Source organism: Exiguobacterium qingdaonense, from assembly GCF_018617855.1.
Classification (GTDB): Bacteria; Bacillota; Bacilli; order Exiguobacteriales; family Exiguobacteriaceae; genus Exiguobacterium; species Exiguobacterium qingdaonense.
The window spans coordinates 72,121-91,240 of sequence record NZ_JACSKY010000004.1 but is presented as its reverse complement, the minus strand read 5'-3'; the positions used below and the strand labels follow the sequence as shown (position 1 = coordinate 91,240).

Here is a 19,120-nt window from a genome sequence, read left to right as displayed (position 1 = left end):
GTGTCTTTATGGAGAATGGAGTGGGCGCGTAACCTTCGTCAACGAGAAAACTATGCATTTCTCCTGACGTGGGTTCTGACGCTCGTTCTGCTTGGAGGCCTCGGTCAAGCATTGCCAGTAGCTGCGAACTACACGAATGTAGGTTCTACCCTTGTGACTGTCCTCGGTCTATTGCTTCCTTTATTCATGCTATTGACGACGTCACTCCATTGGGGACAGGAGCGGGAGTCGAGACGACTGAACTTGTTGTCGACGTTCAGCTATCCGAAGTGGAAGTTACTATTCATTCGGTTTAGCTCATTTTTGGTCACGCAAATATTCATTCTGTTGCTCGCATTTCTCATCGCTTCACTTGTCGTCGATCAATCGTTTAAGACGTGGGGCACTCTGCTCGCCTATGCGGTTGGATTGACGGTTTATGCAACGGCGCTCGGCACGTTGCTCGGACTACTTGGTCGGACGAGAATCCGGTCAATCTTACTCGCTTTTTTAACGTGGGTCGTCCTTGTCTTGCTTTGGCCGACGATTCTCGTCACAATCATTTCCTGGATTCCTTACGGCATGCAAGTAAACGCAATGACTGTCGCGCTCTTTATCAATGGATTTGAGTTGATGCGGGTGTGGGCGAGTGCGACCGTGGCGTCTACAGATGTTTTTGGAGATGTGTATCTTGATTTGTTGAGCTGGATGAGTCGACCGAGCGGATATGCAGTTGTTTGGATGATCTTGATTGCGACGAGTGGTGTCTTGCTCTGGCTTGCCTCGATGGTTGTATACGGAGGGAGACGTCATGATTAACTGTTTAGAAGTCGGTAAAAAGTATGGGGATACGTGGTCACTTCATCCGGTTAGTGAAGAAGTTGCACCAGGTCGGATCATCGCATTGTGTGGAAGTAACGGTGCTGGAAAATCAACGCTATTAAATTTGATGAACGGTACAATCGAACCGAGTACAGGAAGTATACGATTGAACGGATACACACCGAAACAGCGATTAAAATACAATGATTGTTTCGGATATATGCCGGACGACTTTTCTTTTGACGACGGATGGACGGTTGAGGAGACATTTGTCTACTACGCCACTTTACAGGGAGCAAGTCCGAATGCTGAAATGTTGAAGCGGGTCGACCTGTACGAGCACAGGAAAAAACGAGTAGCGCAACTCTCAAAAGGAATGCGACAGCGTCTCTTATTGTCTCAAGCGCTCGTGAGCGAACCGGACGTCTTGTTGTTGGATGAACCGACGAACGGCCTGGACCCCGTTTGGATACGTATGCTTCAAGACTTGTTACGCGAAGAGGCGAAGCGAGGGGCGACAATCGTGTTTTCAACACATCAACTTGATGTTGCCTCCATGTTGTCAGATGAAGTTTGGATGATGAGAGCAGGTGTCATGAACGGGAAGGTATATGTTCAAGAAGAACAGGCCGCCTATGAACGTTTAAGGGAATTCTTTTTCGAATCGAGAGATGACACTTGTCAAATGGACGTGGCTCGCACAAAATAATAGACAGTTGAAGTGGTGTTCGGAACCTTCCGACGCCACTATTTTTTTTAGGAGATGGGACGGATGAGAAAAAACGTGACGGTTGCCCTCTTATTGGCAACCTTTTTAGCGGCGATCGAAGGAACGGTCGTATCGGTTGCGACACCTGTCATCGCAAGTGAGTTGAACGGAGCGACACTCGTCAGCTGGGTATTTGCCGCTTTCTTACTCTTTACAGCAGTATCGACACCGATTTATGGAAAAGTGGCAGATTTGTTCGGGCGAAAACGGGTTCTACTATTTGGAATCGGATTGTTCACCCTTTCCTCCCTTTTATGTGGCTTGGCGACATCGATGGAACAACTCATCGTCTTTCGGGCGTTGCAAGGTCTCGGAGCCGGGGCGGTCCTACCGATTTCGATGACGATTATCGGAGATTTATATAAATATGAGGAGCGTGGAAAGATTCAAGGGATTTTAAGCGCGGTATGGGGTGTATCGGGTGTGCTCGGTCCCGTCATCGGCGGCTTTTTAGTTGAGACGTTGTCCTGGCGTTACGTTTTTTTATTAAATGTGCCTTTCGCGTTACTTTCGTTCATTATGATCATCGTTTTTTATAAAGAAACGGTTACCGAGACGAGTGAACGGATTGATTTGAAAGGGGCGCTTTTGTTTGCCGGGGGAACGACGGCATTCTTATACGCGCTCATCACCTTCAGTGAAACGAATGAATGGACGAGGACGATCGTTTGGAGTGCGATCATGAGTATGGTGTTGCTAGGTGGTTTTTTCCTATCTGAACGTAAGTCGAAGTCCCCGTTGTTGCCATTTGACTTGTTGAAGCAACCGACGATTGCGGCCATCAATGGTTCTGTCTTTTTTGCAGCCTGGGTACTCGTCTCCATGTCAGCCTATATCCCAATCTGGGCACAAGCTGTTCTCGGAAAGACAGCGACCGAGGCCGGGTTTATGTTAATGCCTCTATCCGTTGCGTGGACATTCACCTCGATTATCGGTGGACGAACGCTCGGTGTAGCGTCGCCGAGACGTCGTGCGTTGGTCGGAATGGGACTGCTTGTGATCGGGACCTTTACATTGACGCTTTTATCACAGCCGAGTTCAGATTTATGGGTATACGGTGCAGTGGCATTGATCGGTGTCGGATTCGGACTGTCCCAGCCGATGTTCATCGTCGTTCTGCAAACCGTGGTCTCGTATCAGCAACGCGGAACGGCGACCGCGACGAATTCCTTTTTGAGTACGGTCGGTCAAACGCTCGGTGTTGCAGTGTTTGGAGCGGTCTTTAACTTCGTCGTACTCAATGATTTTAAAGAAAGCAGTTCGTTAGCCGAAGTGTCTTTGGAAGACTTCTTTAATCAAAGTGTGACGGAGACGCTGAATGTCTCTGTTCGGTTGGAAGGAGAACAAATCATTGCGACCGGACTGAATGGCATCTTCATCGGGGCGATGGTTGCAGCAATCATCGCATTCGTCATCGCTTCTCGCTTGCCAGCACGCCGACCGGAACCTTCACAACATTCTTGAAACAAGGGTATGATAGAGGAAAGGGAGGCGAACCGGCATGAAACGTCAAATTGGAATCGTGACACTGTTGTTTCTTATGGGTTGTACGCCAGAATCGACAAATGAGGGCTCGGAACAACCGCCTTCAGAAGAATCGGTTGAGACTACGGATGAATCGAGCATCGCTGAAGAGTCGGACCTTAACATTGGACAAGTGACACCAATCGTTGAAAACTTGGATATTCCTTGGTCAATCGCTCGCACACCGGACGGATGGTTTGTATCGGAACGTGGCGGAACGATCACCGTGATCGATGATTCGGGTCGTACGACACAGGCTGAAGTAAATTTAAAAGAAAGCGTATTTGAGATTGGCGAAGGAGGACTCCTCGGCATCGCGTTGAGTGAAGACTTTGAGTCGAGCGGAATCGTTTACGCGTATCACACGTATGGTTCGTCAGGGAGAGACGTGCAGAACCGGGTTGTCGAATTGACGTGGGACGGGGAACGGTTCGAAGAGACGGGTGTCTTGCTCGATGAAATCCCAGGGGCACGCTTCCATAATGGGGGGCGCCTACTACTGGATGGCGAGTATCTTTTTGTGACGACAGGAGATGCACTCGTGCCTGAACTCGCTCAAGACGAGTCATCTTTGGCAGGGAAGATTTTGCGAATCCCACTATCCGGGGAAGGCGAACCGACCGACTGGATTTATTCGCTCGGTCATCGGAATCCGCAAGGGCTGAGTCGGATAGATGGACTTCTTTATGCGAGTGAACACGGGGCGAGCGGACATGATGAAGTGAACGTGATTGAAGCAGGGGAAAATTATGGATGGCCTATCATTGAGGCGAACGAGAAGCAAGACGGTCTCGTCACGCCATGGTTCGAGGTGGGCGAAACGTCTTGGGCACCATCCGGGATCGCGACCGATAATCGATACGTGTATATGGCAACGCTTCGGGACGAACGGCTCGTCGCCATCGACCGAGAAACGAAACAAGTGACGACGATTGTTGACGATGTGGGTCGGATTCGTGATGTGTGGTTAAACGATGATACGTTATATTTTGTTTCGAACAATACGGACGGACGAGGCAATCCGCAATCACAAGACGACAAGCTTTATGAAGTGGTCATCCGATAGAAACTGACAAATCCGTCAGTTTCTATTTTTTTATTGTCTCTTTTGGAATTAAAGGTATAATTAGACATGTATTTTTAGGAAAAGAAGGAGAAAACAGATGGAACATTCTAATTTAATACATAAGCGAGAGAACGTATACTTCTCATTATTAATCGCAGCAAGTGTGCTCATCTTGATTGTAGGGATTGTGTTGACGGTTGCTTCATTCGGTTTATTTCTATGGATCATTGGTACAATCGTAGCGTTCTCGCTCTTCACACACTGGATCCAGATCGGGTATATTCGGACGAACGGTGTCAAAGTGACAGCTCGACAGTTCACAGAACTTCATGAAATGGTGCAACGCGTCGGAACCGAGATGGGCATTCGTTTGTTGCCAGACGTGTACATCCTACAGGCAGGTGGCGTATTGAACGCATTTGCCACACGATTCTTCCAAAAGAACATGGTCATCTTATATTCTGATGTCGTGGAGCTGACACGTACTGGCCAGACAAAAGAAGTCGAGTTTGTCATCGCGCACGAGTTGGCACACATTCGTCGGAACCACGTTCAAAAACAATGGGTCGTCCTGCTTGGAAGCATCATCCCATTTTTAGGGTCGGCTTACTCACGCGCTTGTGAATACACGTGCGACCGTATGGCAGCTTATCACCTTCAAGATTTTGGAGCGGCGAAACGGGCGTTGACCGTACTCGCGATTGGGGGACCGCTCGCGAACGAAGTGAATGAAGCCCACTATCTTCACGAAGCGAGCCGAGAGAGCGGATTTATTGCCAAGTATAGCGAGTTGATCTCGACACACCCGACGCTCCCGAAACGTATCGCTGCGATTGCAACGTATGCCGGTGAAGAACATGTACCCGTCTTCAAGACGGCAGGATACGTGAAAGCTTCCATCGTCTCAACAGTTCTATTGATTGTCATCGGAAATGGAGCGCTCCTCGCATTTCTCGTCACGAACGATGATCTATCTGACATCGTCGCATCGGCGATGAGTGATAACATGGAAGATGACTGGGAAATCGAGTTAGGTGAACCGATTCAAGAGTTGACGTACATGAACGCGAGTTACGAAGAGATTGAAGCGGAACTGGCAAACGTGGCTGACGTGAACATTCAAGACGAGTACGGGGAAACACCACTTCACAACTTGTTTTACAATGAAGACATCGATCGCGAAACCGTCCGCCTCTTGCTTGACCATGGTGCGGACGTGACGATTGAAAATGAAGAAGGCATGACCCCGATTGATGTAGCACGAGATTGGGGACACGGACCACAAATCATTGAATTGATGGAATCATATCAATAAGAGAACACTCTTTGGGTGACGAGGACACTGAAAACCTAATGATCTTGAATAGAGGAGCATCGTCCCACCTGTGGATGACGCTCCTTTATCTTTGTCACCTTTTTGGCACGTCGCTTTCTTGAGTGCATCGCTGTTCGTTATTGAATCTCTGTATGACGAAAGGAATTTTTGAGTTTATTGCAAACGCTTGCATAACGCATGATATACTCAAAAGGTAGGGGGGATATCGGTGAAGAGCATCCGGACAAAGTTAACGGGAATGATTGCATTAACGATCATCGTGCCGGTCATTATCGCGACAATCATTTCGTTTTGGTATGTAGAGGATCGAGAACGTGAACGCGGTCTTGAAATGACGGAATGGTCTCTCGAGAGGGGGACGCGTCAAATGGAACGCTACATCTCTGACTTGAGTCGTTTGCCGACGAGCCTATACGCGGATCGTGACGTACTAGACATATTGGAGTACGGCCCGGGCTTGTCGTTAAGAGAAACGGAGATTGAAGTGCGTCGAGCGCTCCTCGCGATGTATCTGTCCCGGGAAGACGTAGCGCAAATTCAGCTATTGATGCTTGAAGACATGGATTCATTCGCAGCATATAAAATGAAAGTATCACCACGTTCGAAAAAAGAACCGAGCGCGATCCAACAGCAACTATTGAACAATACAGAGAGTCGTGTGTTACTCGAAGCTTCGCATCCTCTCGTCCCTTATCATGATTTCGGACCGATCATGATTCAAGAAGACGTTGTCACACTTCATTTCAGACTCGATAAAATTGAGACGGACGAACCGCTCGCTATTCTGTCGCTCGATATCCCGGAAGACCTGTTCATCGGACAGTTGGCTTCTCTTCAAAATAGTCCGGATGAAAGCTTATGGTTCGTAGGTGAGGACAATCGCGTGTTCGCTCATCTTGGGAGTGGCGAGATCCCCTCGTCGTTTCAACCGACATCGGTATCGACTGACGGGAAGTATCACCAAATTACAAAAACGTTCGAGTTCGACCATCAACAATTTTATGTAGGCAAATCGATTCCGGACCAACTTTTGACCGAGCCCGCATCACGAACGTCATTCATCATCTTACTCGTCGGAATCATCTCGCTCATTTTGGCGTTGATTGGAGCAACGTATGCCTCGATGAAACTGACGACCCCGATCAAGACGCTGACCTCGAATATTTGGCGAATCGAACAGGGGGATATGACTGTGTCATTCGATTCACTAGGAAATGATGAGCTCGGTGTACTCGGAAGACAGTTCAAGCGAATGATTGAACGGATTGATGACCTGATTCAGCGGGAGTACAAGCTTGCCTTAGAGAATCGGACGAACGAACTTCGTGCCTTACAGGCGCAAACGAATCCTCACTTCTTGTTCAACACCTTGCAGTCGATTGGCACTTTGGCATTAAAAGGGGATGGCAAGACGGTATACCGATTGATTGCACAACTCTCTTCGATGATGCGATACACGATGCATCCGGAAGAATCGATGGTCACGCTGAAGCGAGAAATTGAACATTTGAACTCATACGTTCGTCTTCAGGACGTACGGTTTCCGAACCAGTTTCAAGTGACGGTCAACGTGCCAGAACAACTACACGGTCTCATTGTTCCAAAAATGATTTTACAGCCGTTAGCTGAGAACTTCTTTAAGCACGGTTTCGAACGGGACGGCTCGGTATTGGCGAATCGATTTGACGTGATGATTTGGATGGAAGAGACGACACTCGTGATTCGTTGTGAGAACAGTGGTCGTTCGTTGACGCCGGAGGAATGGGAACGGGTCATGTCACGAATCGATCAAAGTGATTCGACATTTTATGACACAGAGGGTACAGGATTACGAAACATTCGTGATCGACTCATGTTAAACTATAATCGGGAGGCAGAATTTATGTTGGCTACACCTGAAACAGGCGGTTTTCGAATCATGATGCGTTTCCCGGCAACGTATGAAGGGGTGGCGTCATGACGAAAGTGTTGATTGTAGATGACGAATCTCCAGTAAGGGAAGCGGTGAAACTGCTCGGTGAATGGGAAAAGTTTGGTGTGACGATGGTGCTCGAGGCAAAGAACGGCCTTGAAGCGCAGGCGCTCATTGAGCAGGAGAGACCGGTTTTGGTTTTATCTGATATTCAAATGCCGCATTGTGACGGGATTGAGCTGATGAAGTGGGTACATGACCACGCTTCATGCACTAAGCTCGTCCTCCTGACAGGATACGATGAATATTCGTATATGCGTCAGGCAATCCAGTACGGGAGCTTTGATTATTTGTTGAAGCCGATTGACCCAGACGTATTAAACGATACGTTGGCACGCGCGTTAGCGGACGTGGTGAATGAGTCGAGTGAAGATCCGATTTCTCAGATTGGGACGTTCATTGAACAACATTTTGCGGAAGAACTGAGTTTGCAAGGAATGAGTGAACGATTTTACTTAAGCAGAGAGTACATTTCGCGACGATTTAAACAGCAGTATGGCGTGAATTTGTCTGAATATGTGTTGACGATTCGGATGAACGAAGCGAAGCGCCTGTTAGAAACGAGTAGACAGCGTATTTATGAAGTCGCCCAAGCAGTCGGCTTTTCGGATGATAAATACTTTCGAAAAGTCTTTAAAAAACAAGTCGGTGTTACGCCGAATGAATTTCGGGAACAAGTACAACGACAAGCTTAAAGGAGGAAATCAAACATGAGTGTACACATTGGGGCTCAAGAAGGACAAATTGCAGAAACGGTATTGCTTCCTGGAGATCCGCTTCGTGCGAAGTATATTGCGGAAACGTTCCTAGAAGACGTCGAATTATATAACGAAGTTCGTGGCATGTATGGCTTCACAGGGACATACAAAGGGAAACGAATCTCGGTTCAAGGTACAGGGATGGGCGTCCCATCGATGTCGATTTACGTGAACGAACTCATCATGTCGTACGGAGCGAAAAACTTGATTCGTGTCGGAACGGCAGGCGGGATTCAAGAAGATGTCAAAGTGCGTGATGTTGTCATCGCGATGAGCGCTTCGAGCGAGATGGCACAAAACCGTGTTCGATTCAATGGGATGGACTATGCACCAACAGCGACGTTCGACCTCCTACATCGTGCCTATATGAACGCAGAAAAAGCCGGTATTCCAGTCAAAGTCGGACAAATTTTCACGGCTGATCAGTTCTATCAAGACGATTTCCATCACTTTAAGAAGTGGGCTGACTTCGGTTGCCTCGCAATTGAGATGGAGGCGGCTGGTCTTTATACGCTTGCGGCGAAACATAAAGTGAACGCATTGACGATCCTCACAATCTCTGACCACTTGTTGACGGGCGAAGAGACGACATCAGAAGAACGTCAGTCGACGTTTGACGAGATGATTCGTGTCGCCCTTGATACGGCAGTCGAAGTGACGAACTAACCGATTCTCCCTACAGCGGTCGCTGTAGGGATTTTTTGTGTCCAAACCGATTCATCTCTATGAAACGTGTGGAGCTCGAGCTAGACTAAGGGTAAGATGATGAGAAAGAGGAACTGTATTATGAGAATTTCATCACGTTTCATGCTATATGGCATCATATTTTTTGCTTTTTTTGATTTGTTCGCCCAACTACCGATTATGAGTACGTTTGCGGTCTCTGTCGGTGCATCGTCCTTTATCGCCGGTTTTTCTATCGCCGTCTATTCATTGACGAACACGTTTGGGAATGTGTTATCCGGTATATGGACCGACCGAAAGGGTCCACGTCTTGTTTTGATCACCGGGTTGTTTCTGACAAGTTTGAGTTTATTATCCTATCAATTTGTCGACACACCTGGCATGCTGCTCTTTGTCCGATGTGTGCATGGTTTCATGGCCGGACTCATCGTCCCGGCCGCCTTCACCTTATCTGCGAACATTACCGCGACGGACCGTCAAGGGAAGAAAGTCGCCATCACCGGAAGCTTTGTCGGACTAGCGGCCATTATCGGTCCTGCTTTTAGTGGGATTGTGGCGAGTGCCACGTCGCCTCCGACCGTTTTCTTGTTCGTCTCTTTATTCGGATGGGTCACGTTACTTGTGACAGTGGCTTCGATGCGCAATGATCGATTGATGCCAGTGAAACCCGAGGTCGATGAAGGGTCGACGAGGCCTGATCCGAGAGTGATTCGCGCTTATTGGGGGGCATTTTTCCTCATGTTTTCTCAAGGGGCACTTGCATTTTTATTGCCGCTCCACGTACAGGCGCTCGGATATGATTCACGCCTCAGTGGAACGTTACTCAGTCTATTCGGGGTGGTCGCGGTACTCTTCTTCTTATTGCCGACCAACCGATTGTTCGATCATTTTTCTCCTACGAAGTTGACGGCAATCGGTGTCGGGATCATTGGGACGAGTCAAGTGCTGATTGGACAAGCAGATGTTCAATCTGTCCTGTACGGGGTACTTGCTATATATGGAGTCGGGTTCGCAATTCTTTTCCCCGCGATCAACACGTTGTTGATTCAATCGACATCTCTACAAAATCGCGGAAAGGCGTATGGGGCGTTTTACGCATTTTTCTCTCTCGGGACAGTGGCGGGTTCATCGTTTTTAAGTGGTCTTCCCATTTCGATCACGCATCAATTTACACTGACCGGAATGATTTTATGGGGGGCGAGCCTTCTCTTTGGTATCCGTTCATTGAAATGAAGACGAAAGTTTTGACACGATTGACTCAGTCGATTAATCTATCCTTACGGTTAAACGTTTAAACATTTAAACATTTTAAGGAAGAAGAGTATAATCTGTTGATGAAAGCGTTTTTATAGGTCTGTTGCGTTTTAGTTGATATGATGAAATGAATGAGGCACACCATAAGGAGGAAGATTCATGTTGGCACCGATTGAACAACTGACGATTGAAGAACTTGTCCAAAAACAACGTCGATTTTTTAAAACACAGGCGACAAAATCGATGGCGTTTCGTTTAAGTATGCTTACTTTCTTAAAGGAATCAATCAAGCATTATGAAGCGGATTTATTAGAGGCGCTTCATCAAGACTTGAATAAGTCAGAGATGGAAGCGTATACGACGGAAATCGGATTCATTTATGATGAGATTTCACGGACGACACGGGAGTTGAAACGATGGATGCGTCCGAAGCGTGTCCGTGGAACAACGATTCATCTTGGCACGAAAAGCGAGATCCAGTATGATCCGTACGGTACCGTTTTAATCATAGCTCCATGGAATTACCCGTTCCAATTGGCAATCGCCCCACTGATTGGTGCGATTGCAGCAGGGAACACGGCGGTCGTCAAACCTTCAGAATTGACGCCAAACGTCGCACGTGTCTTGACGCATGTATTAGAACGCGCCTTCACGGACCGATATGTGGCAAGCGTTGAAGGGGACAAAGACACGGCGCAAGAACTATTGAACGAAAAATGGGATTATATTTTCTTCACGGGCTCGACGCAAGTCGGTCGAATCGTCAATAAAGCGGCAGCAGAACAGCTTACTCCCGTCACGCTCGAACTTGGTGGAAAGTCACCTGTTATCGTTCACGGAGACGCCAATGTTTCGATTGCAGCAAAACGGGTGGCGTGGGGGAAATGGATGAACGCTGGTCAAACGTGTGTCGCACCGGACTATGTGCTCGTACACGAGTCACAACAAGAAGCTTTCTTAGAAGCCATCAAACAAGAAGCCTTTGCGATGTTTGGGAATGGTATAGGAACGAAACGCTATGCACGAATCGTCAATGAATTGCACTTTGATCGTCTATCTCATTACTTGACCGAAGGAAATCATGTATTCGGAGGAGAAACGAAACGGGACGAACTGAAAATTGCGCCGACGGTCATGACGGACCTTCATGAAGATGCTAATGTGATGAAAGATGAGATTTTTGGACCAATCTTACCCGTCATTCCGTACCGTCAACTTGACGAGGTGATTGAGTTCATTTCGGACCGGCCGCATCCCCTGGCTCTTTATCTCTTTACGGAATCGAAAGATGTGGAAAAAACGGTTATGAAACATCTTTCATTTGGGGGAGGATGTGTAAACGATGTCATCATGCATTTGACGAATCCAAACCTTCCATTTGGCGGAGTAGGCGAGAGCGGCATGGGGGCATATCATGGTCGAACGAGTTTTGAAACGTTCAGTCATGCCAAATCGATTTTGAAAAACACGACAAAATTCGATTTGCCCGTCCGCTATCCGAACTTTAAACCAGCTGAAAAATTAATTCGGTTGATTCAACGATAAAACGAGAGAAGAGAGGAATCCCACTTTGTGTTGGGTTTCTTCTCTTCTCTCGTTTGTTTAAAAATTGGTTATTTTGACCATATCCATCCTAACATCCACAGTATACCTATAACTAATATTATTCCGCCGCCTACTTGATACATTACGTGAACCTTCTCACCCCAAAGGATTTCTGAACGACTGACCAATAGGCGGTATATGATGAAATCACTCTTCATAAATCCGGAAACCAACAAAAACAGCCCCGCGAAAAACATGAGGCCACCCCACAGTACATTCATTCTTTACCTCCTCAAATTTTAGAGTTTGCATGTATATATGATTGCACATTTAAAGATAGTTTAAAAAGATTGTTTGAAATGTCACATACTTTTGTGATACTCCTTGTCACACTCCTGTATAATAAACTCATAAATAGAATGGACGAATGAAATGTGGAGGGAGCACAGACCTATGTCAATGCAATGCGGAACGACCCAACCGAATAGTTTTGTATTTTCAGATGAGACGAAGCAACTGCTACTTGAAATGATGACGGTTCATCATCACCCAAAAGCGAGTATCGTGTGTTGGGAAGGTGAAAAGTGTGATAAATTCTTTTACTTGAAGAGTGGTTCTGTCAAATTCACGAAAATCACGAAAAAAGGAAATCCGCTTGTCATGTTCGTATATGGCCCAGACGATTTCTTTGGAGAATTTGACATCACCGAGACATTCCCAAGTTCATACAGCATTGAAACAACGGAGGAAAGTGCGATCGGAACGATTTCAAAACGCGAGTTAGAATCACTCATGCAACGAGATATTCGCTTTGCCGGAGAGATTTTGCGTTGGACATCGATGATGCGGAAGCATTCAGAAATGAAAGTTCGTGATTTGCTGTTATATGGAAAGCCAGGAGCATTGGCCTCGACGTTACTTCGAATGGCTGCCATGCACGGGGTAGAGGAAGAAGGCACAATTGTGATTCCTCGTCACCCTTCGGACGGGGAGCTTGGTCAACTGATCGGGGCACCACGTGAGACGGTGAATCGTTTAATCAGTCAGTGGCGAAAAGAGAGTGTCATCACGACGACGACAAAATCGATTGTTATTCACGATGTCGATTTCTTAAAAGAATTGTGTCATTGTGAAGGGTGTCCCTCTGGAATATGCCGTTTGTAAACCGCCTGTACAAAGGGCGGTTTTTTTATGGGTTGCTTTTCTAAATGTGAATTTTGTGTGTTGGAATTACGCATAATTGATGTGATTGTCACTTTTGGAGTGACAAATATCACATATTAACATAAGGGCGATTGCATACAATAAGAGTGGAAAAACAAGCGAAAGGGGTCTTACACATGGAACAGAAAGATGGAAAAGAACCAGATTTGAGAGGAACGTTCACATCGGTCATGATCGTCGCGGGGGTCATCATCGCCATGTGGTCATCAGTCTTTTACTTATTTGTTACTCGATAAACATACAGGAAAGGAGTGTCTCATCATGCATATTCATAAACTTGAGAAATATTGGCTTACATTTGGAATTATCCTACTTGCAGTCTTCTTGACTGTTCTCGGGGTGTCGGCTTTCGCGGCAGGAAATCAACCTGCGTCGGATGCTGACTTGGTCGACCCGGCGAAAGTGAATCAGACAGCTCCGTTCGACAAACCAGGACTGCATCAAATTGGGGAAAATGAATACGAACTCGTCATGATCGCACAAGCGTTCACATTCGTACCAGGGAATGTTGAAATTCCGAAAGGTGCAAAAGTCACATTCCTCGTGACATCTCCTGACGTCGTACACGGATTTCAGTTGACAGGAACACCGGTCAACATGATGGTCGTGCCTGGTCATATCAACTCACTAACTTACACATTCGAGGAAGCTGGCGAGTTTTTAATTCTTTGTAACGAATATTGCGGCACAGGGCATCATATGATGTCGACTAAAATTAAGGTGGTGGGCTAAATGAATGACGTCTCTTCTAAACTGAAGCAATGGGAGATGGAGCGCGGCGTTCCGGTTCCGAGTATCGGAGCAAAGGAAGCGAGGCTTGCTTACGGTCACGTTCTCGTATCGATACTCGCCATCTTAATCGGTGCTTTGGCCGGCTTGATGCAAACATTGATTCGAACCGGTGTCATTCCTGAAATCTTTGGATACTATCAATTGCTGACAGCTCATGGAATCATGCTTGGAATCGTCTTCACGACGATGTTTATTATCGGTCTTTTGTATGCGTTGCTTGCGAAGTCGTTCGGTCGCTTTGAATCGTTCCCGACACGCGTCGCCTGGCTCGGTTTTTGGACGATGATTGTTGGTGCAGTCATGGTGACTGGAATGATTCTTGCAAATAAAGGGACTGTTCTTTATACATTCTATGCCCCACTTATGGCAGATCCACTGTTTTACGTAGGACTCGTTCTATTTGTCGTCGGTACATGGTTTGCCGCGTTCTCGATGTTTCGGATGTATGCGGATTATAAACGCGACAATCCGGGTGTCCATCCGCCGCTTCCTGCATATATGAGTATCATGACGATGCTCCTATGGGTCATTGCGACACTCGGCGTTGCGGGAACGATTTTATTTCAACTATTACCTCTTTCGCTAGGATGGAAAGACACGGTTGGAATTGAGCTATCCCGTACATTGTTCTGGTATTTTGGTCACCCGCTCGTCTATTTCTGGCTCATGCCTGCATACATTGTCTGGTATACGGTCGTGCCGAAAGTCATCGGTGGGAAGATCTTCTCTGATGCGTTGGCGCGGATGGCGTTCTTATTATTCTTACTCTTCTCGTTCCCGGTCGGCTTCCATCATCAGTTGACAGAGCCAGGGATTGATCCGTTTTGGAAGTTCGTTCAAGTCATTTTGACGTTCTTGGTTGTCATTCCGTCGTTTATGACAGCATTCTCGCTCTTCGCGACGTTTGAACTTCGTGGTCGTGCGCTCGGTGCGAGAGGATTGTTCGGTTGGGTTAAGAAAATGCCATATGGCGATGTTCGTTTCCTCGCACCTTTCGTCGGGATGTTATTCTTCATTCCTGCCGGTGCAGGTGGAATCATCAACGCGTCTCACCAATTGAACGCGATGGTGCACAATACGCTTTGGGTCACAGGTCACTTCCATATCACGGTCGGTACTGCCGTCGCCTTGACGTTCTTCGGAACGGCATACTGGCTTGTGCCAGTCCTTCGTGGTCGTACGTTGACGAAGGCGATGAACAAACTTGGATTGATTCAAACAGGGACTTGGGCGGTCGGTATGGCCATCATGTCGTATGCGATGCACATTTCAGGATTGAATGGGAACCCGCGTCGCACGGGTCCGGCGACTTACTTCTCGGATGCGTTGACACGTGAATGGATCCCATATCATGTCATGATGGCAATCGGAGGAACGATTCTGTTCATCTCGGTTCTCGTCTTCGTCTATTCGATGTTCAACTTGTCGTTCCTCGCTCCAAAAGGCGAAGAAGAATTCCCGCTCGCTGAGACGGAAGAGGCAGCGATGGATACACCTCGTTATTTCGAAAACTGGAAATTGTGGATCACGGTAACGTTCATTTTGATTGCATTCGCATACACGGTTCCAATTTGGCACTTGATTGAGAGTGCACCTCCTGGAGCGCGTGGTTGGGTACTCTGGTAAACTAAAGTCAGCTCATGCGTGAGCTGACTTTTTGTATGGGGAGGAACGATATGAACGCATTAGACGTGATTCGTACAGCGCATTCGACCTACTCGGGCGCTCGGCCATTTGTGGTGGCGATTGACGGATTGAGCGGAGCCGGCAAGACGACGCTCGTCTCGTATTTGGGTGGAGAACCGGGTATGTGCGTTCTTCATATCGATGACTATATCGTCGAACGTGACAAACGCTACCAGACCGGACAGCCTGAACCGACCGAGTATTATGCACTGCAATGGGACGTGTCGCGTCTTGAAAACGAACTGTTCCGTCCCTTAAGGAATGGGATGGCGGAATTGACGTTACCTCGTTACGTGTATGAACGAGACGTCATCGTCGAGGAAGTGGTCGATGTATCATCTGCTTCAATAATCGTCGTCGAAGGAATTTTTCTGCAACGACCAGAATGGCGACCTTATTTCGACTATGTGATTTATCTCGATTGCCCCCGAGAAGTTCGGTACGAACGAGTATTGAACCGGGATACATACCTCGGTGATCCGACGGCACGGCTTGAGAAATACAAGCGCCGTTACTGGCCCGGAGAAGATTTGTATCTTCAACACGTCGACCCGAAAAGAGGAGCAGATATCGTGCTCTGACTAAACGTTTAAACATCTGACGCATATGTCAGATGTTTTTTATTTGGAGAAAATTTGAAAAAATGATTGACGTCTTGGTGTATTACGCTAATAATACAGTTAGAAAGTGTATTAACCATGTCATACACTTAGAAAGGTGATGAACATGCAATTCAATACGAGGGCACCGGTTTACCTACAAGTCGTCGACTACTTCAAGAAGAAGATGGCGCTCGGTGAACTAAAGGCCGGGGATGAGATGCCATCTCGGCGTGAGCTGGCAAATGAATTAAAAATTAATCCGAACACGGTTCAAAAAGCGTTCAAGGAAATGGAGGACCAACAATTGATTACGACCGAACGAAATCGACCGAGTCGCGTGACGACAGATGACGTCATCCTCAAACACATTCGCTCTGAGATTGTAGATGATGCGGTCGCGGTATTTGTGGAGGCGATTCAAGAACTCGATGTCTCGGTAGACGAGCTGGTCGAGAAGATTAAACGACAGTACAAGGAGGGGATGTATGATGATCGAAGTGTTGGGAGTTAAGAAGCGCTATCGCAAAAAACAAGTCATTGAAGACGTTTCGTTCACAGCGAATAAAGGGGAGATCACCTGCTTGATCGGGCTGAACGGAACGGGGAAATCGACGTTATTGAAAGGCATCATGGGATTGACACCTTTTGATAAAGGTTCGGTATTGATTGATGGGAAACCGATCGATTTGAATCGTGTCGCCTTTGTCGCCGACCATGCGATGTTCCCGATCCACTTCACAATCGAGCAATGTGAGGCGTTCATGAAAGATTTTTATCCGACATTTGATTCGGCATTATTTGCCCGTCTCGTCGAAGATTTTAAATTATTCCCGGAAGATAAGTTGAGCGAGCTATCGAAAGGGACGCTCGCCAAAGCAAACCTCGCGCTCGGCATTGCCCAAGACCCGGATTATCTATTGCTCGATGAGCCGTTCTCAGGAATCGACGTCTTTTCGAAAGAACAGATTGTTGAACTGTTCTCAAGTGAAATCATGGAGAACCGAGGTGTCCTCATTACGACACATGAAATTGAGGATATCGAGTATTTGATTGACAAGGCGGTCATGTTGAATAACGGACGCATCGTTCGTGAGTTTGACGTCGAGGATGTCCGTTTCATTCACGGGAAGTCCATCGTCGATGTGATGAGAGAGGAGTACGGGGCATGAATCTATTGAAACTTTTGAGTTGGGAAGTCGAGCGTGTCACAAAACCGTTCTTGATATTAGTCGCAGGACTTCTCGTCGTCCAGTTTGGATATCTCGGCTACTTTTTATGGGATGAGACACAATTGTACGAGCAGTTACGACGTGCAGGGGACGCAGACTATCAAATGTCATTTGCGAACTATCTTGGCGGTACGGCGTATCTCTTGTCACTAGGAATTGCCGTTGCAGCCATGTTACTTTACAGCGTATGGATCTGGTATCGCGATTTTCAAGGACGAGGGACGTTCATGCTCCGACTCCTGACAATGCCGCAAAAACGGATGGTCATCTTTTTCGCTAAACTCGCTACTATTCTAATGATGACGTTAGGGCTATTTGCCATCGAATGGATCGCCCTCAAGCTACAATACATAGCGTTCACGAGTTGGTTCGATGGGAAGATGATACCGATGAATGGGTCATTTGAACAAGCCCTATCTTCTAACGGAATATTGGGTATGATGTATCCTGATTCAATCGTCAACTTTGTCATCCATCAATTATTTATTTATATCGTCGTGTTGTTTATCTTCGCATTTGTGTTGATTGAACGGAGTTTTTGGCAACGCACGATCTGGTCACCGGTACTTAGCTTATCGATCCTAGTTGTCATCTTGACTATTCCGATTTTAGGATACGCATTCTTGTCGAATCGATTGATTTATGATGAGACGATCATGTATGTCGGTGTGGTGTTAATCGTATGGGCCGGTGTGACGATTTGGCTAGGCAGACGCTTTTTACAGACGAAATTGAATGTGTGAGGTGAGAAGATGAAACGAATGTGGAATGTGGCCGCGCTCGGTGCGGTCATCGTGATTGGTCTTGGAACGTTTGCTGTCGATGCGACAGAACCGAAAGCAGAATGGGCGTTAGACATCAGTTCGAATCCATCTGTTTGGAAAGACGCAGTCGTTGAATTTGGTTATAACACAGATGACGATGTCTCCCAAAGGTATGAAGTCACTTCTGATGAGAGTCGCGTCACTTCGGATTTGAATTATATAGCCGAAGGACTTCGTTATCGAGAACGCTTAAAAGGAGACGCTAGAGCGGTTCATCGACTAATGAACGGAATGACGTATACAGAATCTATTCGTATGAAAGACGGTTATGTCGGTCTAGGTCAGTATGGGAATAAAGAACTTATTATCTTTAACCAGTTAAACGGAAAGGAGATTAAGACTTATACGTTCGATGCCAAGGATCGTCAAATCTATGAGATTTTGACAGGCTGGTGGTCAGGACTATTTTGGCATAAGGGTGAACTAAACTTGATTTATCGAAACGGGTATGATGGAGATGAAACAACGATGCTTGCAACGTTTACTCAAACGATGGATGACGTCACTGTCAATGAGATAAAGATGGATAATGGGTTTATCACGCACGTAAGTGGGACATCTTATTTTGATGAGACAAGTAAATCCCCGTCAATCTCCGAAACACGCTATGTCCCAGTCGCTGTCAACGCTTATGAAACAATTAGAGAAGGGGACGAGACGTATTATAGTGGAATTACGATGCCGGGCCAGTTTGCTTATGATACGGAAACGGGAAAGGTTGTTCAATTAGCAGGAAATCAAGACTTTTGGGACTATGCGGTTTTCGAAAATAGACTGTTCACAATAAATACAGATGGTGAAGAGACTGTCATTGATTTAGAAACCGGTAAGCAGTCGACCCGAAAAGTTCTCGACTCAGTAAATCGCGCCTTCTATGCGAACGGTCGTCTCTACCAAACGCGCCAAGTGAAAGACGGTGTCGTCATCGACGTGTATGAAGATGGAAAACAAGTCTCGAGTGCGGCGGTCACACCTGAAAACGAGGAAGCGCAAGCGATGCTAGATCAGATTGATGTATACGTCAGACAAAAATAAGCAAAGGGCCGCGGCCCTT

The 19,120-nt window shown here is 46.8% G+C and carries 20 protein-coding genes; 19 read left to right on the top strand and 1 reads right to left on the bottom strand.

The features are described 5' to 3' along the window. The 10 genes from KNP00_RS06765 to KNP00_RS06720 all read left to right on the top strand — a co-directional run bounded on the left by KNP00_RS06765 (position 1) and on the right by KNP00_RS06720 (position 11,709). Positions 1–798, top strand: a complete 798-nt coding sequence (locus KNP00_RS06765) for a hypothetical protein (RefSeq protein ID WP_215143484.1) — start codon at positions 1–3, stop codon at positions 796–798. Next, the gene (locus tag KNP00_RS06760) at positions 791–1,510 is read left to right on the top strand and encodes an ABC transporter ATP-binding protein (RefSeq protein WP_215143482.1); all 720 of its coding nucleotides are present in this window, start codon (positions 791–793) and stop codon (positions 1,508–1,510) included. Before KNP00_RS06765 ends, KNP00_RS06760 begins: the two co-directional genes overlap by 8 nt. Before the next feature lie 63 nt (positions 1,511–1,573). Next, positions 1,574–3,034: an MDR family MFS transporter gene (locus KNP00_RS06755; protein ID WP_215143480.1), complete on the top strand. Its 1,461-nt coding sequence runs from the start codon at positions 1,574–1,576 to the stop codon at positions 3,032–3,034. 37 nt (positions 3,035–3,071) lie between these two features. Continuing rightward, on the top strand, positions 3,072–4,160 hold the full coding sequence (locus KNP00_RS06750; RefSeq protein WP_215143478.1) for a PQQ-dependent sugar dehydrogenase: 1,089 nt from the start codon (positions 3,072–3,074) through the stop codon (positions 4,158–4,160). Positions 4,161–4,257: 97 nt separating this feature from the next. Further along, positions 4,258–5,475, top strand: coding sequence for a M48 family metallopeptidase (locus KNP00_RS06745; RefSeq protein WP_215143476.1), 1,218 nt, complete (start codon positions 4,258–4,260; stop codon positions 5,473–5,475). Between the two features lie 229 nt (positions 5,476–5,704). Then, positions 5,705–7,456: a sensor histidine kinase gene (locus tag KNP00_RS06740; RefSeq protein ID WP_215143474.1), complete on the top strand. Its 1,752-nt coding sequence runs from the start codon at positions 5,705–5,707 to the stop codon at positions 7,454–7,456. Then, entirely contained in the window at positions 7,453–8,163 is a 711-nt protein-coding gene (locus tag KNP00_RS06735) for a response regulator transcription factor (protein ID WP_215143472.1), read from the top strand. Before KNP00_RS06740 ends, KNP00_RS06735 begins: the two co-directional genes overlap by 4 nt. A 15-nt stretch (positions 8,164–8,178) precedes the next feature. After that, positions 8,179–8,892 (top strand): purine-nucleoside phosphorylase, encoded by a 714-nt coding sequence (gene deoD, locus KNP00_RS06730; protein ID WP_215143470.1) that lies wholly within the window; start codon positions 8,179–8,181, stop codon positions 8,890–8,892. Positions 8,893–9,012: 120 nt separating this feature from the next. Continuing rightward, a complete protein-coding gene (locus KNP00_RS06725; protein ID WP_215143469.1) occupies positions 9,013–10,143 on the top strand; it encodes an MFS transporter in 1,131 nt (376 codons plus the stop codon). 180 nt (positions 10,144–10,323) lie between these two features. After that, positions 10,324–11,709 carry an aldehyde dehydrogenase gene (locus tag KNP00_RS06720; RefSeq protein ID WP_215143467.1) on the top strand — a complete coding sequence of 462 codons (1,386 nt, stop codon included), beginning with the start codon at positions 10,324–10,326 and terminating at the stop codon, positions 11,707–11,709. 68 nt (positions 11,710–11,777) lie between these two features. Here KNP00_RS06720 and KNP00_RS06715 read toward each other — a convergent pair whose 3' ends face one another. Continuing rightward, positions 11,778–11,990 carry a hypothetical protein gene (locus KNP00_RS06715; RefSeq protein ID WP_215143466.1) on the bottom strand — a complete coding sequence of 71 codons (213 nt, stop codon included), beginning with the start codon at positions 11,988–11,990 and terminating at the stop codon, positions 11,778–11,780. Between the two features lie 172 nt (positions 11,991–12,162). Between KNP00_RS06715 and KNP00_RS06710 the strand changes: the two genes are divergently transcribed. The 9 genes from KNP00_RS06710 to KNP00_RS06670 all read left to right on the top strand — a co-directional run bounded on the left by KNP00_RS06710 (position 12,163) and on the right by KNP00_RS06670 (position 19,101). Continuing rightward, on the top strand, positions 12,163–12,873 hold the full coding sequence (locus KNP00_RS06710; RefSeq protein ID WP_215143463.1) for a Crp/Fnr family transcriptional regulator: 711 nt from the start codon (positions 12,163–12,165) through the stop codon (positions 12,871–12,873). Positions 12,874–13,049: 176 nt separating this feature from the next. Then, positions 13,050–13,169, top strand: a complete 120-nt coding sequence (locus KNP00_RS06705) for a cytochrome c oxidase subunit 2A (RefSeq protein WP_240542759.1) — start codon at positions 13,050–13,052, stop codon at positions 13,167–13,169. A gap of 25 nt (positions 13,170–13,194) precedes the next feature. After that, the gene (locus tag KNP00_RS06700; RefSeq protein ID WP_215143461.1) at positions 13,195–13,665 is read left to right on the top strand and encodes a cytochrome c oxidase subunit II; all 471 of its coding nucleotides are present in this window, start codon (positions 13,195–13,197) and stop codon (positions 13,663–13,665) included. Continuing rightward, positions 13,666–15,351: a b(o/a)3-type cytochrome-c oxidase subunit 1 gene (locus KNP00_RS06695; protein ID WP_215143459.1), complete on the top strand. Its 1,686-nt coding sequence runs from the start codon at positions 13,666–13,668 to the stop codon at positions 15,349–15,351. It begins immediately after the preceding gene. Between the two features lie 50 nt (positions 15,352–15,401). Beyond that, positions 15,402–15,992 (top strand): kinase, encoded by a 591-nt coding sequence (locus tag KNP00_RS06690; protein WP_215143457.1) that lies wholly within the window; start codon positions 15,402–15,404, stop codon positions 15,990–15,992. A 139-nt stretch (positions 15,993–16,131) separates the two neighbouring features. Next, complete coding sequence (locus tag KNP00_RS06685; RefSeq protein ID WP_215143662.1) at positions 16,132–16,524, top strand: GntR family transcriptional regulator; 393 nt, start codon at positions 16,132–16,134, stop codon at positions 16,522–16,524. Further along, positions 16,502–17,182, top strand: a complete 681-nt coding sequence (locus KNP00_RS06680) for an ATP-binding cassette domain-containing protein (RefSeq protein ID WP_215143455.1) — start codon at positions 16,502–16,504, stop codon at positions 17,180–17,182. The genes KNP00_RS06685 and KNP00_RS06680 overlap by 23 nt, the downstream gene beginning before the upstream one ends. Then, entirely contained in the window at positions 17,179–17,985 is an 807-nt protein-coding gene (locus tag KNP00_RS06675) for a hypothetical protein (protein ID WP_215143453.1), read from the top strand. The genes KNP00_RS06680 and KNP00_RS06675 overlap by 4 nt, the downstream gene beginning before the upstream one ends. A 9-nt stretch (positions 17,986–17,994) precedes the next feature. Beyond that, a complete protein-coding gene (locus tag KNP00_RS06670; protein ID WP_215143452.1) occupies positions 17,995–19,101 on the top strand; it encodes a hypothetical protein in 1,107 nt (368 codons plus the stop codon). Positions 19,102–19,120: the final 19 nt, after the last annotated feature.